The 14,965-nt window shown below is 72.1% G+C and carries 13 protein-coding genes; 1 reads left to right on the top strand and 12 read right to left on the bottom strand.

Annotation, left to right across the window (positions count from 1 at the left end):
- Positions 1 to 16: 16 nt before the first annotated feature.
- The 10 genes from RE421_RS11010 to RE421_RS10965 form a co-directional block, all read right to left on the bottom strand.
- A complete protein-coding gene (locus tag RE421_RS11010; protein ID WP_309809663.1) occupies positions 17 to 2,095 on the bottom strand; it encodes a WYL domain-containing protein in 2,079 nt (692 codons plus the stop codon).
- Positions 2,096 to 2,102: 7 nt separating this feature from the next.
- Complete coding sequence (locus tag RE421_RS11005; protein WP_309809661.1) at positions 2,103 to 2,498, bottom strand: FKBP-type peptidyl-prolyl cis-trans isomerase; 396 nt, start codon at positions 2,496 to 2,498, stop codon at positions 2,103 to 2,105.
- A gap of 73 nt (positions 2,499 to 2,571) precedes the next feature.
- Positions 2,572 to 3,597, bottom strand: a complete 1,026-nt coding sequence (locus RE421_RS11000; RefSeq protein WP_309809659.1) for an FKBP-type peptidyl-prolyl cis-trans isomerase — start codon at positions 3,595 to 3,597, stop codon at positions 2,572 to 2,574.
- Positions 3,598 to 3,643: 46 nt separating this feature from the next.
- Positions 3,644 to 5,056, bottom strand: a complete 1,413-nt coding sequence (gene pafA, locus RE421_RS10995) for a Pup--protein ligase (RefSeq protein ID WP_309809657.1) — start codon at positions 5,054 to 5,056, stop codon at positions 3,644 to 3,646.
- Positions 5,057 to 5,075: 19 nt separating this feature from the next.
- Positions 5,076 to 5,267 (bottom strand): ubiquitin-like protein Pup, encoded by a 192-nt coding sequence (locus RE421_RS10990; protein ID WP_309809655.1) that lies wholly within the window; start codon positions 5,265 to 5,267, stop codon positions 5,076 to 5,078.
- A gap of 48 nt (positions 5,268 to 5,315) precedes the next feature.
- Positions 5,316 to 6,872: a depupylase/deamidase Dop gene (gene dop / locus RE421_RS10985; RefSeq protein WP_309817318.1), complete on the bottom strand. Its 1,557-nt coding sequence runs from the start codon at positions 6,870 to 6,872 to the stop codon at positions 5,316 to 5,318.
- A 122-nt stretch (positions 6,873 to 6,994) separates the two neighbouring features.
- Positions 6,995 to 8,692, bottom strand: a complete 1,698-nt coding sequence (arc, locus tag RE421_RS10980) for a proteasome ATPase (protein ID WP_309809653.1) — start codon at positions 8,690 to 8,692, stop codon at positions 6,995 to 6,997.
- Positions 8,693 to 8,755: 63 nt separating this feature from the next.
- Entirely contained in the window at positions 8,756 to 9,826 is a 1,071-nt protein-coding gene (locus RE421_RS10975) for a tRNA (adenine-N1)-methyltransferase (protein ID WP_309809652.1), read from the bottom strand.
- Between the two features lie 69 nt (positions 9,827 to 9,895).
- Positions 9,896 to 11,035, bottom strand: a complete 1,140-nt coding sequence (locus RE421_RS10970) for a site-2 protease family protein (RefSeq protein WP_309809651.1) — start codon at positions 11,033 to 11,035, stop codon at positions 9,896 to 9,898.
- Positions 11,032 to 11,802: an HAD family hydrolase gene (locus tag RE421_RS10965; protein ID WP_309809649.1), complete on the bottom strand. Its 771-nt coding sequence runs from the start codon at positions 11,800 to 11,802 to the stop codon at positions 11,032 to 11,034. The genes RE421_RS10970 and RE421_RS10965 overlap by 4 nt, the downstream gene beginning before the upstream one ends.
- Before the next feature lie 89 nt (positions 11,803 to 11,891).
- Between RE421_RS10965 and RE421_RS10960 the strand changes: the two genes are divergently transcribed.
- Positions 11,892 to 12,779 (top strand): PAC2 family protein, encoded by an 888-nt coding sequence (locus RE421_RS10960; RefSeq protein ID WP_396134487.1) that lies wholly within the window; start codon positions 11,892 to 11,894, stop codon positions 12,777 to 12,779.
- On the opposite strand, the gene mshC is transcribed toward RE421_RS10960, so the two are convergent.
- Both mshC and RE421_RS10950 read right to left on the bottom strand, forming a co-directional pair.
- On the bottom strand, positions 12,776 to 14,089 hold the full coding sequence (mshC, locus tag RE421_RS10955; RefSeq protein ID WP_309809647.1) for a cysteine--1-D-myo-inosityl 2-amino-2-deoxy-alpha-D-glucopyranoside ligase: 1,314 nt from the start codon (positions 14,087 to 14,089) through the stop codon (positions 12,776 to 12,778). The two genes, RE421_RS10960 and mshC, sit on opposite strands and share 4 nt — an antisense overlap.
- Complete coding sequence (locus RE421_RS10950) at positions 14,089 to 14,922, bottom strand: undecaprenyl-diphosphate phosphatase (protein ID WP_309809645.1); 834 nt, start codon at positions 14,920 to 14,922, stop codon at positions 14,089 to 14,091. The genes mshC and RE421_RS10950 overlap by 1 nt, the downstream gene beginning before the upstream one ends.
- Positions 14,923 to 14,965 lie beyond the last annotated feature (43 nt).

Here is a 14,965-nt window from a genome sequence, read left to right as displayed (position 1 = left end):
TTGAACGGTCTCGAGTTTACGCCACGCCGTCGGGGCGCCGGGCCGTGGTTCCGTCCCGCGGGGATGAACAGTCGGTGACGTATCCGGCGCGGGCGCGGCGCAGCCAGTCCACGGTGGACTCGGCGAGGTGCTGCGGGGCCAGGACCCGGAACTCCCCGCCGAACCGGGCCGCCTGCGCGTGCGCGTAGTCGGGACGGGCCAGCCGGATCTCCGCCACCACCGAGCCGTCCTCGAGGGTGGCCGTGCGGGCCGGGTCGAAGCCGGGGACCAGGTCCCGGATCCGGTGGGCGAAGTGGACGGTCACGGTGGTCTCGTCACCCCGGGACCTGAACAGGTGATCGGAGGGGGGTGCCTCCCGGGGTTCGAAGCCCTCCCCCGTCTCCTCGAGTGCGTCGATCCGGTCCAGCCGGAAGTTCCGCAGGCCGTCACTGGTGCGGCACCAGGCCTGGAGGTAGCCGTGGCCGGACTCGGCGGTCAGCCGGAGCGGTTCCACGGTCCGCTGGGTCGACTCGTCCGTGGCGGCCGCGTGGTACCGGAACCGCACCAATCGCCGTTCCCGGACGGCGGCATGGAGCCTGCCGGCCAGCGCCGCGTGGGGGCCGACGTCGAACCCGGCGACGATGCCCTCGCCGGCCTGGTGGACCTCGGGCCCCGAGGCCTCGAGGATCTTGTGCAGGGCCGAGTCCGTGTCCCGCCGTTCCTGGTCCGTCAGGCCGGGGATCCCCGCTGCGGCGCGCAGGCCGATCACCAGGGCCGCCGCCTCGGGGACGCTGAGGCGCAACGGTCCGGAGAGTCGTTCGGCCTGGGTGATGCGGATCCGTCCCCCCTGCTCGTGGACCTCGAACTGCTGGCCGGCGAACTGGCGCTCGGGCATGCCGCAGAACCAGAGTTCGTTCAGCAGGGCGTCGAGTTCGCCGTCCCGGACGTTGAGCCGTTCTGCCAGCTCGGCGCGGCCGATCCCGTCCCGCCGGTTCGCCAGGCCGATGGCGTCCACCACGGCGGCGACCCGGTCCCGGTCGCTGCGGCGGTTGCGGCGCCGCCGGGGCGCGGTGAGCGTGACGTCGGGGGCCGGGGCGGCGTGGGCGGCCAGGGCCGCGTCCAGCAGGGCCACGACGGCGGCGTGCAGCGGATCATCGGCGTCCGGCACCGTCGCGAGGGGGCCGGCGGCGGCGATGGACCCGGCCATCTCGGCCGGGCGGGTGTAGGTCACCCGCACCAGGTCCGCGTCCGGCTCGGAGGCGAGGACCTCGGCGCCGAGTCGCAGCTGCACGGCGCGGCCCGCGGCCAGCCGCAGCCGGGTGCTGGCGGGCGTCCGCTCGCCGGACACCGCGGCGCGCACGGCCGCGAGGTCGAGATCGGCCGGTCGGGACGGGGCCGGCCCGATGCCGCGGGACCCGGTCACCACCACGGGGTCCGACTCGATCCTGGTCAGGCGGAAGGTCCGCTGTTCGCCGCGGTCGAGGTCCCAGCCCACGAGGTACCACACCCCGGTGGGGTTGGTCAGCGCCCACGCCCGCACGGTCCGGACCTCGGGACGGTCGGCGTGGACCTTGCGGTAGGAGAAGCGGATGACCGCCTGGTCGCGGACCACGTCTCCCAGTTCCGTGAGGTAGCGGTCGGCGCCCGCCAGCCGGACGCCGAAGGCCTCGTGGTCGGAGGCGGACCGGGTGTCGAGCCAGTCCTCCCCCGCGTCCACCCGGCCCAGGGCCCGCACCACGGCGTGACCCAGGTCCGAGCCCGCCCAGGCGGACTCCGCCCGCATCAGGGCCAGTCGCTCCCCGTTGCTGAACGGGACGGTCGGAAGGTACATCCGGTCCTCGTCGATCCGGTACCGCGTGTCCGCGACCGGATCGGAGGACTCGAAGCCGGTCTCGTCCTGGACCGTGAAGGCCTCCAGGGGGACGCCGATGCCCCTCAGCACCTCCTTGTCCCGCGTGAACATCTTCTCCAGAGCCGCCGGGGACGTGGAGAGGGCATAGGCGTCCACCGCCTTCACCAGGTAGTCCCGGGTGACCCCGCGCCGGCCGCCGGCCAGCAGAACCCACAGCAGGGAGACGATGCGCTCCGTGGAGCGGGCGGGCGAGGCGGCGGACACGGTGGGGTCAGTTGATGCCGACGAGGTCCACCACGAAGATCAGCGTCTCGCCCGGGCCGATCTCTCCACCGGCGCCCTGATCGCCGTACGCCAGGTGCGGCGGGATCTCCAGGCGCCGACGGCCGCCGGGCTTCATGCCGAGCAGGCCGTCGTCCCAGCCCTTGATGACCTGGCCGACGCCGACCTGGAAGTCCAGCGGCTGGCCGCGGTTCCACGAGGCATCGAACTCGGCCCCGGTGGACCAGGCGACGCCGAGGTAGTGGCAGGACACCCGGTCCCCGGCCTGCACGGCCTGACCGGAGCCCTCGGCCAGGTCCTCGATCACGAGGTCCTCCGGCGGGGTGTCACCGGGGAACTCGATCTCCGGTCGGGTGCGGTCGTAGTTGCGCTGTCCAAAGGACATGGTGGTTTCCTTCCGTCAGGGGCTGCGGGTCGAGGCGTACAGGGCCGGTTCCCGACCGGCCGTGGGCACCAGACTACTCAGACGCGGACGGCGAGGCCGACGGTGACGCCGGAGCCTCCTCCGCGTCCCCCTCACCCTCCGGCTGCGGGGCGGGCGCCGGTTGGGCCGGCGGCATGGTGTGCAGGATGTCGACGACGAAGACCAGAGTCTCCTCCTGGAGCTCGTGGCCATCCGACTCGCCGTAGCCCTGGGCCGGGGGCACCACGAGCAGGACCTGGGAGCCGACCTTCTGTCCCTGCAGGCCCTCACTCCAGCCGGAGATCAGACTGGCCAGCTGGAAACCGGCCGGTGCGCCCTTGGACCACGAGGAGTCGAACTCCTCCCCGTCGGACCATTTCACGCCCTTGTAGTGGATGGTCACGTAGTCGCCCTCGCCGACCTCCTCGCCGTCGCCCTGGATGAGAGGCTGGACCACGAGGTCCTCCGGGGCGTCACCCTCCGGCGCGGCGATCGTGGGTTCACCGGACTCCTCGTCAAGCGTCACGGCGGGCAGGGACTCGTCGGTGACCTCCACCGGCTCGCCCTCGGCCCGTGCCGGGCGGGAGTCGGCGATCTGGAAGACCATCAGCTGGTCCGTGGCGCCCTGGCCCAGCTGGGAGGCCGGCATGAAGAAGGAGATCTGGGCGCCGACCTTGTTCTGGTCCAGCATGTCGTAGAGGACGTCGTTGCCCTCCTTCAGCGTCTCGTTGAGGAAGACCGCCTCGGCACCCTGGGTGAAGTTCTCCGCGGTGACCTCCCCGGACTCGGGGTCCACGATCGCGGTCTGCACCAGGGCGAGGTCGCCCTCGTTGACCTCCTCGCCGTCGCCGTCCTTCAGGACGCGGGAGGAGATCTCCGTGGCCTCGATCGTCCCGTCCACGGTGACCTCTGGCGCACCGTCCTCCGTGAGGCTGAGGGAGACCGGCTCCAGGGCCTCCACGTCACCGGCGCCGCGTGGCTCCGGTGCGGCGCAGCCGGCCAGGAGCAGGGCACCGACGAGGGAGAGGGACAGGGGGGCGGCGGCGCGGAACCGGCGCGATCGGGACGGCGTGCGGGACATGGGATCCTTCGGTAGGGCGGGACGGGGATGGAGCCAGTCTGTCACGTCAGACTGGGTGGACGCTGGAGGCATCGCCGCTCCGCAGGGAGCCGATGAGCGCCTCGAGCCGGTCCGAGCTGGTCTGGAACGGGTCCTTGATGCCGATGGCGTGCAGGGGCCGGTCGTTGAGTTTCAAGTGGGTCCAGTCCACGGAGTAGGCCTGGCCCGCTTCCCTCGCCGCCCGGATGAACCGGCTGCGCAGCACGGCCCGGGTGCTGGGCGGCGGATGGTCCACGGCATCCTCGATCGCGGCGTCGTCCAGGAACCGGGCGGCCGCTCCGCGGGCCTGCAGCAGGGAGAACAGCCCCCGGCCCGCGGTGATGTCGTGGTAGGACAGGTCGAGCTGGGCCAACCGCGGCGCACCCCAGTCCAGGTCGTTCTTGGCGGCGTACCGGGAGAGGAACCGGTGCTTGATGGCCCAGTCGATCTCCGTGTCGATGCCGGAGTAGTCCCCGGACTCCACGGCGTCCAGCGCGCGTTCCCAGAGGTCCAGGACGGCGGGCACCCTCTCGTGGTGGGCGCCGTGGCGCTGGACGAACGCCGTGGCCTGTTCCAGGTAGTGGCGCTGGAGCGCCAGGGCCGAGCGGGCGCTGCCGTTGCGCAGTTCCAGCGGGGTGGTCCCGGTGAGGTCGTGGGAGACCTGCCGGATCGCGAGGATGGGCTTGGCCAGCTGGTGGTCGCCTAGTGGTGTCCCCGCCTCGATCATCCGCAGCATCAGGTCGGTGGCCCCGAAGCGCACCAGCTGGGTGGTCTCGGACATGTTCGAATCGCCCACGATCACGTGGAGCCGGCGGTACTCGGCGGCGTCCGCATGGGGTTCGTCCCGCGTGTTGATGATGGGCCGGGACCGGGTGGTGGCGGAGGAGATCCCCTCCAGCACGTGGTCGGCCCGCTGGGAGAAGGCGAAGTGGGCCTCCCGGCGGGGCGAGCCGGGCAGGGAGTCGTCATCGGGGGTGGCAGCAACGGTCTTGCCGGCGCCGGCGATGAGCTGACGGGTGATGAGGAAGGGGATCAGCGCCTCGGAGAGGCGGCGGAACTCGGTGCGCCGGTTCAGCAGGTAGTTCTCATGGGAGCCGTAGGAGTTCCCCGCGGAGTCAGCGTTGTTCTTGTACAGGTAGATGGTGCCCGCGAAGCCGTCGGCGGCCATCCGCTCGGTGGCCTGGTCGATCAGCTCCTGCATGACCCGCTCGCCGGCCTTGTCCACCGCCACGAGTTCGTCCAGGGTGGTGCACTCCGCGGTGGCGTACTCCGGGTGGGAACCCACGTCCAGGTACAGGCGGGAGCCGTTGGAGACGAAGACGTTCGAGGAGCGGCCCCACTCCACCACGGGCCGGAAGAGGTACCGGGCGACCTCCTCGGGCGTCAGCGGTCGAGAGCCCGGATGGGAGTAGTGGACGCCGAACTCGGTCTCGACGCCCATGATCCTGCGGTCCACGGGGCTACTGCCCGCCCTTCTGGATGAAGCCCTTGACGAATTCCTCGGCATTGGTCTCCAGGACCGAGTCGATCTCGTCCAGCAGGCTGTCCAGGTCGGCGGTCTGCGCCTGGGCCGAGCCGCCGGCGGGCGCCGGGGTCTCGGGTTCGGGCGTCTCGTCCTCACGGTCGAAGGATGAACCGTACTGCTGTGACATGGTCACTCCTAGGTGGTGGAAGGTGTCCTCACGGTGGGGCCCGGAGGGTCAACGCCTGGACTGCACGCGGGCCAGGGCCTCGAGCAGCCGGTCATAGGCACCGGCCGCGCGCGGGTCGTCGAACAGGCCCGGGACCTGCGCGGCAGAGCCGGCCAGGGGTTCGCGCTGGTGGAACCGGTACAGGGGGCCCGCACCGTCCTGACGCACCAGGAGGGTGTCCCAGCTGGCGCCGACGACGTGCCGGCCGAAGGCCTCCACGGTCCTGCCGCGCACCCAGGCCCTGGTGTCCCGCGGGGGCCGGGCGACGGCGTCGTGCAGGTCCTGGTCCGGAACGAGCCGGCGGATGGATCCGCGCCGCAGGAGCGCCTGGTAGAGGCCCTTGTCCGGGCGCAGGTCCGCGTACTGCAGGTCCATCATGCCCAGCCGGGGATCGTCCCAGCCCAGGCCGTGACGCTCCCGGTAGCCGGCGAGCAGCTGGTACTTCGCCACCCAGTCCAGCCGGTCCGCCATCGCCGCCGGATCGGTCCGCAGGGTCTGGACGGCCTCCCGCCAGGCGTTCAGGACGTCGCGGGTGGCCGGGTCCGCCATGCCGAACCGCTCCACGTGCGCCTCGGCGGCGCGCAGGTAGACCTCCAGCAGGTCCAGCCCGGTGACCTCGCGCGTACCGTCGAGCGGGCGGATGAGGGGCACGGTGGCCCGCAGGGTCGGGTCGTGGCTGATGCTCTGCAGGGCCGTCACGGGGTCCGCGAGCTCGATCTCCGGGGCCGTGCCCAGCTCGATCATGGACAGCACGAGGGCCGTCATGCCGCAGCGCAGCCACGTGGCGTACTGGGAGAGGTTGGCGTCCCCGATGATCACGTGCAGGCGGCGGTACCGGTCCGCGTCCGCGTGCGGCTCGTCCCGCGTGTTGACGATGGGCCGGCGCACCGTGGTCTCCAGGCCGACCTGCTCCTCGAAGAAGTCCGCGCGCTGGCTGATCTGGAACCCGGGGGCCCCGCCCGTGGGCCCGATCCCGACGCGCCCGGCGCCGCAGATCACCTGCCGGGCCGTGAAGAAGGGGATCAGTCGCGCCGTGAGCTCCCCGAAGTCCAGGCTGCGCGCCACCAGGTAGTTCTCATGGGCTCCGTAGGAGACCGACTTGTTGTCCGTGTTGTTCTTGTACAGCAGCACCTGCGGCTGGCCGTCGGCCTGGGCGATGCGCTGGGAGGCCGCCAGCGCCACCAGGTCCCCGGCCTGGTCCCAGACCATGGCGTCGAGCGGATTCGTGGTCTCCGGCGAGGAGTACTCGGGGTGGGCGTGGTCCACGTAGAACCGGGCCCCGTTGGGCAGCACGAGGTTCATCAGCAGGTGCACGGGCTGGCCGGTCTCATCCGTCAGTGGCTGGTCCGTCAGCTGGGTGGGGTGGGCCGCGGAGCGCGGCAGCGTCCATCCGCGCGCGTCCACGAGCGGGGACTCCTCGCCGTAGTCCCACTCGGTGCCGGCCACGGAGCCGCCTCGGGAGGTGACGAGGTCCGCGTAGGCGTTGACCACCTCGACGGACAGCACGGTGTGCCCGGCCCCCGGGTTCGCCGGCGCGTGCACGCCGTACTCGGTCTCCAGCCCCATGACCCGGTGCACGCCCCAGCCGGCGGTGTCCCGTCCGGCGGGCAGGGCCGCGGCGTCCGGGACCAGCCCCCGCTGGCCGGGCCACGCGGGGACGACGGCGGCCGGCACCTGGGGCACGTGGGTCACCGGGGCTCCTGGTGCAGGAGCATCCGCAGCCCCGCTACCCGGCCGCCGCGATGCCCGGAGATCCGGGCCCACTCCTCCGGCGAGGCGTGGTTCGGCAGGTCCTCCTGCTCGGCGAACTCCTCGGCGATCGCCTGCAGCAGGTGCTCGGTGCGCAGCCCCTTCGAGGCGTCGGCCGTGGCGGCCGTGGCCGGTGCGGTCTTCGCGGACAGGTAGTCCTTGATGGCGTGCTTCTTGGCGCGGTCCACGATGTTGGCGATGACCGCGCCGGAGGTGAAGTCGGCGAAGTGCAGGATCCGGGTGGAGCCGTCCACGTAGGTGACCTCGAGGTACTCGGTCTCGGGGCCTCGGGCGAACAGCCGCTCGGTGGCGGCGGAGATCAGGGCGGCCGCGGCGGCCCCGCGGCTGCCGTGGCGGTCGATCTCGGAGGCGTGCAGCGGCAGGGACTCGGTGACGTACTTGCCGAAGATGTCCGCCGCGCCGGCGGCATCCGGGCGGGAGACCCGGATCTTGACGTCGAGGCGCCCCGGACGCAGGATCGCCGGGTCGATCATGTCCTCGCGGTTGGAGGCACCGATGACGATGACGTTGTCCAGCCGCTCGACCCCGTCGATCTCGGCGAGCAGCTGGGGGACGATCGTGGTCTCCACGTCCGAGGAGACCCCGGAGCCGCGGGTCCGGAACAGGGACTCCATCTCATCGAAGAACACCACCACGGGGTAGCCGTCCGAGGCCTTCTCCCGGGCCCGCGCGAAGATGGTGCGGATGTGACGCTCCGTCTCGCCCACGTACTTGTTGAGCAGCTCCGGGCCCTTGATGTTCAGGAAGTAGGAGCGGTGCTCCTCGGTGGAGCGGGATGCCAGGGAGGAGGCCACCGCCTTGGCGATGAGGGTCTTGCCGGTGCCGGGCGGGCCGTAGAGCAGGATCCCCTTCGGTGCCTTGAGCCCGTGCTCCCGGTACAGCCCCGGGTACAGGAAGGGCAGCTCGATGGAGTCGCGGATCTGGTCGATCTGATCCGCCAGGCCGCCGATGTCCTCGTAGCTGACGTCCGGGACCTCCTCCAGGACCACGTCCTGGACCTCGTTGAGCGGGATGAGGTCCAGGGCCAGGCCGGTCCGGGCATCCACGGTCACGGCATCCCCGACCCGGATGCGCTGGCCGGCCAGCCGGTCGGCGCGCCGCAGCACGCGTTCCTCGTCGCCACGCCCGACCACGACCAGCAGTCCGTCGTCCAGTGTCTCCTTGACGCGGACCAGCTCGCCTGTGCGTTCCGCCTCCAGCAGGGCGATGATCGAGAGGGAGTCGTTGAGCAGGACGTCGGCGCCCTGCGTGATCCGGGCCGGGTCCAGCAGCGGGGACACGGCGACGCGCAGCCGACGGCCGTTGTGCAGCACGTCCACCCCGCCCTGGACCGCCGCGGCGATCTCGTGGCCCTCCACGGGCTCGCGGGCTGCGTGGACCTCCAGGACCGTGGCGAAGGAGAACGGGGCCTCGCCGTCGAGTTCGAGGGCCGCCTTGAGCGTGGTGATCTCCTGCCGCGTCTGGTCCAGCAGGTCCACCATGCGCCGGTTGTTCCGGGCCGCCGTGTCCAGCTGGTACTCGAGGGTCCGGTTCTTCTCCACGAGGGTGGCGGCGCGCCGCTTGGCCGCGTCCAGCTGGTGTGTCAGCCCGGAGTCTGCGGTGGTGGGATCGCTCATGGAGACCTTTCCGGCCAACCGGATCGGAGTGCTCGAAGGTCAGCCTTGCCCATCCATCCTAGGTCAGAGATCCTCCAGGTGCCGCCGCGCGCCCCGCTGCTCCATGGAGGCCGCCTCCCGCGCCGCCTTGCGGGCCTTCTTGTCCGTCACGGGCCGTTCGCCGAGGGCCTGGGGGGTCCAGCGGTTCTCGTCGGCCGGTTGCCAGGCCTCCACGTCCACCGCCTTGAACTCGGAGACCTTGGACCGTTTCTTCAGGGCCAGGGCCTCTTGCCCGGTGGCCAGCCGGCGGCAGGCCAGGAGGAAGCCGGTGTGGGCCACCATGCGGTGGTCCGGCCGCACGGCGAGGCCGTCGAGATGCCACCCGCGCACCATGGTCTCCGAGGCCTCGGTCTGGGTGAATCGGCCGTCCTCGCGGATGGCCTCCGCCACGCGGGAGAGCTGGGTAGCGGTGGCCACGTAGTTGATCCAGACCCCGCCGGGGGCCAGCACCGTGGCCACGGCGTCGAGGCACTCCCAGGGGGCGAGCATGTCCAGGACCACCCGGTCCACGGAGCCGGGCTCGTGCACCGCGGTCATCCGGTCCTGCGCGTCGCCGAGGTGGATCCGCCAGGCCGGATGCTCACCGCCGAAGAAGGTCTGGACGTTGGCGCGGGCCACGTCGGCGAACTCCTCCCGCCGTTCGTAGGAGTGCAGCTGCCCGGAGTCACCGACCGCGCGCAGCAGGGAGATGGACAGCCCCCCGGACCCGACGCCGGCCTCCACCACCGTGGCGCCCGGGAAGACGTCCGCCATCTGGACGATCTGGCCGGCGTCCTTGGGGTAGACGACCGTGGCGCCGCGGGGCATGGACAGCACGAAGTCACTCAGGAGCGGACGCAGGACCTGGTAGTCGTGACCGGCCGAGTTCGCCACCACGACCCCGTCGGGCCCACCGATCAGGTCGTCGTGGTGCAGGACCCCCTGGTAGCTGTGGAACTGGCCCCCCTCCGTCAGGGTGACCGTGTTCAGCCGGCCCTTGGCATCCTTGAGCTGGACGCGCTGGCCGGGGCGCAGCGGTCCCCGGCGTTCGCCGGCCCCCGTCGGCGCGGGGCGTGCCGGGGCATCGGCAGGGTTCTCGATCGGGGAGTCGGTCATGCGTGGGGGTCTTCCTAGTCTGTGGTCTGTGGTCTGGGGTCGGTGGGAGGTCGGTGACGGCTCAGCGGGTCAGCGCCGGCGTCCGGTGGTCAGCCACTCGACCACGTCGGCCTGGCGGAGCACGCCGCAGACGGCCCCGTCCGGTGCGAGGACAGCGTATTCGCCGCCCTCCACGCCGGCGAGCCGGTCCACCAGGGGGCGGCCCGCGTCGGTGGCCCGCACCATGGCCCCTTGGGTCAGGGCCCGGGCCGCTGCGGCGGCCGGGACGGATCCGGCGTCCTCGTCCGGGACGGCGGCGAGGGCGGACTCGTCCACGATGGCCTCGGGCAGGCCATGGGGTCCCACGAGCACGGCCAGCGTGCCGGCGGGTCGGGTCCGGACCTCGGCCACTGTGGCGGTGTTCGTCAGGCCGATGGCGGGGAGCATCAGCTGTGCGGCCGTCAGGGACGGCACCCGGAGCCGCAGCTGGGCACCGCGGATGGACTCGGTGGCGCCGCTCCACAGGAAGTAGCCGACCATCACCAGGATGACGATGAGCGGGATGTCCGGCGGCCGGCCCTGCAGCAGGGGCACCAGGACCACGCCGGCGGTCAGGGCCAGCACGATGACCCGTCCCGCCCACCCGGCGGCAATGGTCCCCTTGTCCTGGTCCCCCGTGGCCGCCCAGACCGCTGACTCGACGATCCGGCCGCCGTCGAGGGGCAGTCCGGGCAGGGCGTTGAAGATCGCGACCAGCCAGTTCGCATACGTGAAGATGCCCAGCAGCAGACTACCGACGCCGCCCGGATCCGCCTGGGTCATGAGCAGCTGGCCGCCCAGGGCGAGCAACACGTTGGCGGCCGGACCGGACAGTGCGGTGACCAGGGAGCGGCCCGGGGTGGCCTGGAAATTGCCGAACTGGGTGTGCCCGCCCCACAGGTTGAGCACGATCTCCGTGGTGGGCCAGCGGAACGCCTTGGCGCTGGCGGCGTGCGCTAGCTCATGGACGAGGACGGAGACCAGCAGCAGCACCGCGTACAGGAAGGCGATGCCGTAGGCTCCGGCACCCAGCTCGGGGAACAGCCGCTGGACCTGGGGCCCGAACAGCACCACCACGAACAGGGCGATGAGGGACCAGCTCCAGGACAGGTAGACGGGGACCCCGATCAGGCTGCCCAGGCGGAGCATGCCCCGGCGGGGTTCCGCGTCCTCGAGGGAGTCGTGGCTCACGAGGCCGCCGAGCGGCGCGCGGCCACCTGGGCCAGCTGGCCGGGCGTGCGTCCGGCCAGGGTGGTCCACTGCTCCCACCGGGGGTCGTCCGGCACGGCCATGACGTGGGGGACAGCCACCGTGGCCAGTCCGGCCCCGGCGGCCGAGCGCAACCCGGGCAGGGAGTCCTCGACGGCCACGCAGGCCGACGGGTCCAGTCCCGCATGCCGGCGGGCCATCACGCCCAGCGCGGTGGTGTAGGGCTCCGGGTCCGGCTTGCCCCGGAGCACCATGTCCCCCGTGACCAGGAACTCGAGGGTGCCCGCGGGCAGCGACTCGGCGAACACCGCGGCCAGCGGGGCGTGGGACATGGTGACGAGCGCGCAGGGCACCTCGGCGTGGCGCAGGGCGGCCAGCATCTCGCGCGCTCCCGGGCGCCAGGGGACGGTCCGGCGCACCGCGCGGACCACGTCCGTCATGGTGTGCTCGATGATCTCCCCCACTCCCAGGGTGACCCCGGCGTCCTGCAGCAGGCGCGCGCCGTGGTCCAGGGCCTGGCCCACGAGCGAGTGGGCCAGTTCCGTGGTCCACCGCCCGCCGTCCTGTTCCACCAGGGCGCGCTGGCTCGCGTTCCACAGCGGCTCGGTATCCACCAGGGTGCCGTCCATGTCCCAGAAGACCGCCGACGGCAGCGGCCCCGCGCCGCGCCCGGATGCGCCGTCCGCTGCGGTGGTGGGGTCGGAGAGGCCAGGGGGGTGGGGCACGCCGGGGGTGGGTCGCAGGGGCATGGTGCCCAGTCTAGTGGCGGTTCCGGCTCCGCCCGGTCATCTCCCGCACGTCTGGCACCGGCCTCTCGGACGGGTCTAGGGTGGCAGTCATGGCACAGATGGACGGAACCCCGGCCGGCCCGACGGGATGGCGTGACCATCTGGTCGGAACGGTCTCAGGCCGCCGGCCGGTGGTCATGATCGCGGCCTTCGAGGGGTGGAACGACGCCGGGGACGCGGCGACCAGCGCGGTCGATGCGCTGCGCCACCAGTGGCGCGCCTCGGCGGCCGGTTCCCTCACGGACGGGGACTACTACGACTACCAGTTCACGCGGCCCACGGTGGTGCGGGACGCCGACGGGCTGGGGACGCTGTCCTGGCCCCGGACCCGGATGTACCGCGCCGTGGACGTGGAGGGCCTGGACATGATCCTCGTGTCCGGGGCCGAGCCGAGCTATCGGTGGCAGGCCTTCACGGCGGAGCTGTTGACCCACGCCGCCGAGCAGAACGTGGACGCCGTGATCATGCTCGGCGCCCTGCTGGCCGACGTCCCGCACACGCGGCCCCTGCCGGCCTCCCCGGCCACGGCCGACCCGGAGCTGCGGGAGATGCTCGGCGCCAGGCGGCCCACCTACGAGGGACCGACGGGCATCGTCGGCGTGGTCACGGACACGGCGGCCCGCTCGGGGCTGCCGACGGTCTCCGTGTGGGCCACGGTCCCCCACTACGTCTCCCAGGCCCCGTCCCCGAAGGCGGAGCTCGCCCTCCTGCGCCGGATCGAGGACCTGTTGCAGATCCCACTGGACCTCACGGCCCTCGCGGAGGACGCCGAGGCCTGGGAGCGCGGCGTGAACGAGCTCGCCGGGGAGGACCCTGACGTCGCGGCCTATGTGGAGCAGCTCGAGCGGGCACGGGACACCGAGGAGTTGCCGGAGGCCACCGGCGAGGCCATCGCCCAGGAGTTCGAGCGGTACCTCCGGCGCCGCGGCCGGGACTAGAGCGCGAGGCCCAGCAGGCCGTTGACGGCGGTGCGCACGTCCGGGCTGGAGGGGTCGACGTCGGCCGGCCGGGTTCCAGGCCCGGCCTGCGGTCCCCGCTCCCCCGGGTTCCCCCCGGCCCTGGCCAGGGCCTGCTCGGCCCAGCGGTCGATCTCCCCGAGGGCAGCCGGGGCGTCGAGGTCCTCGGACAGCGCGCGGTGGGCAGCGGACAGCACGGCGGAGCCGTCGGCCGGCTCCTCGAGTTCCAGGGCGCTGCGCCACCGGGCAACGCGGTCCATGGACTCGGTCAGCAGCTCCTGGGTCCACTCCCAGTCGGCCCGGTAGTGGTTGGAGAGCAGCGCGGTGCGGATGACCACCGGCTCGACCCCCTGGCGCCGCAGCCTCGAGACGAGGACCAGGTTCCCCAGGGACTTGGACATCTTCTCCCCGTCCAGTCCCACCATCCCGGCGTGCACGAAGGCCTGCGCCAGGGGCCGGGAGTCGGCGGCCGTGGCGTGGGCTGCGCTGAACTCGTGGTGCGGGAACCGCAGGTCCGAGCCGCCGCCCTGCACGGTGAAGGGCGCGGGTAGCAGCCGGCGGGCGATCGCCGAGCATTCGATGTGCCAGCCGGGGCGACCGGTGCCCAGGGACCGGCCGTCCCACGTCGGCTCGCCGGGACGTGCCACCCGCCAGAGCAGCGGGTCCAGCCGGTGGCGCTTGCCGGGCCGGGAGGGGTCCCCGCCGCGTTCCGGGAACACCGTGGTCATCTCCTCGGCGCTGAGGCGCCCGACGCTGCCCAGCGTCCAGGGCGTGGCGGCCTCCGCGGCGTCGATGGAGAAGTAGATGTCGCCGTCGGGCCCGCCGTCCGTCCCGGGAACCGGGTACGCGGTGCCGTTGGCCACGAGGGCCTCCACGGAGTCCACCACCCAGTCGACCGTCTCGGTCGCCCCGACGTAATGGTCCGGGGCGAGCACGTTGAGCGCTTCCATGTCCGAGCGGAACAGCTCGGTCTGCTCGGCCGCGAGGTCCCGCCAGTCCACGCCGGTCGCGGTGGCCCGCTCCAGCAGCGGGTCGTCCACGTCCGTGACGTTCTGGACGTAGGTGACGGGCAGCCCGCAGGCCCGCCAGTAGCGGCCCAGCAGGTCGAAGGTGACGTACGTGTTGGCGTGTCCCAGGTGGGTGGCGTCATAGGGTGTGATGCCGCAGACGTAGAGCGACGCCTCGGCCAGGTTGCCGGGGTGGCGTGCCGACTGGGAGGCGGTGTCGTAGAGCTTGAGCCGGTCCGGCTGGACGGGCAACCGGGCGGGGAGGGGGGTGTTCCAGGATTCCATCAGGCGTTGATCACTCCGAAGCCGAGCAGGATGTAGAGCAGCAGGCCGAGTCCGATGCGGTACCAGACGAACGGCTTGAACGAATTGGTCGTGATGAACCGCATGAGCCAGCCGATGACCAGGTAGCCGATCACGAAGGCCACGAGGGTCGCCACGAGGGTCTCCCCCATGCCGTAGGCGGAGGACTGGCCCGGATCGGACAGGGCCTTGAACAGCTTGTAGAAGCCGGAGGCGAAGACGGCGGGCACGGCCAACAGGAAGGCGTAGCGGGCGGCGGCCTCCCGGGTGTAGCCGAGGGCCAGGCCCATGGTGATGGTGCCGCCGGAGCGGGAGACGCCCGGGATCAGCGCCATCATCTGGGCCAGGCCGTAGAGGATGCCGTCCCGCAGGGTCAGCTTCTCCAGGGGCTTGGTCTGCTTGCCGAGCGAGTCGGCCACCGCCAGCAGGAGGCCGAACACGATCAGGGTGGTGGCCACGATCCACAGGGACCGGAACGAGGTGTCGATGGACTCCTCGAAGAGCAGCCCGGCCACGCCGATGGGGATCGAGCCGACGATGATGAACCAGCCCATCCGGGCGTCCGGGTCGTTGCGCTCGACCTTGCCCGCCAGGGACCCGAACCACCGGGAGATGATCCGGACGATGTCCTTCCAGAAGAAGATCAACACGGCCAGCTCAGTACCGATCTGGGTGATGGCCGTGAAGGCGGCCCCCGGGTCGGACGCCCCGGGCAGGAATTCCCCGACGATGCGCAGGTGCGCCGAGGAGGAGATGGGGAGGAATTCCGTCAGGCCCTGGACCAGGCCCAGGATGATCGCTTCTAACCAGTTCACATCAGAGAACCCTACGTCACGGCCACGGCCTCCCCCGCGCCGC

Origin of the sequence: Citricoccus sp. I39-566, assembly GCF_031432995.1 — a bacterium.
Taxonomy (GTDB): domain Bacteria; phylum Actinomycetota; class Actinomycetes; order Actinomycetales; family Micrococcaceae; genus Citricoccus; species Citricoccus nitrophenolicus_A.
The sequence above is the reverse complement of the archived record's forward strand: the minus strand, read 5'-3'. Positions and strand labels throughout refer to the sequence as shown.

Excerpts from the sequence above, each read along its gene's own strand:
- RE421_RS11005 (WP_309809661.1), bottom strand. The coding sequence starts at position 2,498 with ATGTCCTTTGGACAGCGCAACTACGACCGCACCCGACCGGAGATCGAG.
- RE421_RS11000 (WP_309809659.1), bottom strand. The coding sequence starts at position 3,597 with ATGTCCCGCACGCCGTCCCGATCGCGCCGGTTCCGCGCCGCCGCCCCC.
- pafA (WP_309809657.1), bottom strand. The coding sequence starts at position 5,056 with ATGGGCGTCGAGACCGAGTTCGGCGTCCACTACTCCCATCCGGGCTCT.
- RE421_RS10990 (WP_309809655.1), bottom strand. The coding sequence starts at position 5,267 with ATGTCACAGCAGTACGGTTCATCCTTCGACCGTGAGGACGAGACGCCC.
- dop (WP_309817318.1), bottom strand. The coding sequence starts at position 6,872 with ATGGGGCTGGAGACCGAGTACGGCGTGCACGCGCCGGCGAACCCGGGG.
- arc (WP_309809653.1), bottom strand. The coding sequence starts at position 8,692 with ATGAGCGATCCCACCACCGCAGACTCCGGGCTGACACACCAGCTGGAC.
- RE421_RS10975 (WP_309809652.1), bottom strand. The coding sequence starts at position 9,826 with ATGACCGACTCCCCGATCGAGAACCCTGCCGATGCCCCGGCACGCCCC.
- RE421_RS10965 (WP_309809649.1), bottom strand. The coding sequence starts at position 11,802 with ATGCCCCTGCGACCCACCCCCGGCGTGCCCCACCCCCCTGGCCTCTCC.
- RE421_RS10960 (WP_396134487.1), top strand. The coding sequence starts at position 11,892 with ATGGCACAGATGGACGGAACCCCGGCCGGCCCGACGGGATGGCGTGAC.
- mshC (WP_309809647.1), bottom strand. The coding sequence starts at position 14,089 with ATGGAATCCTGGAACACCCCCCTCCCCGCCCGGTTGCCCGTCCAGCCG.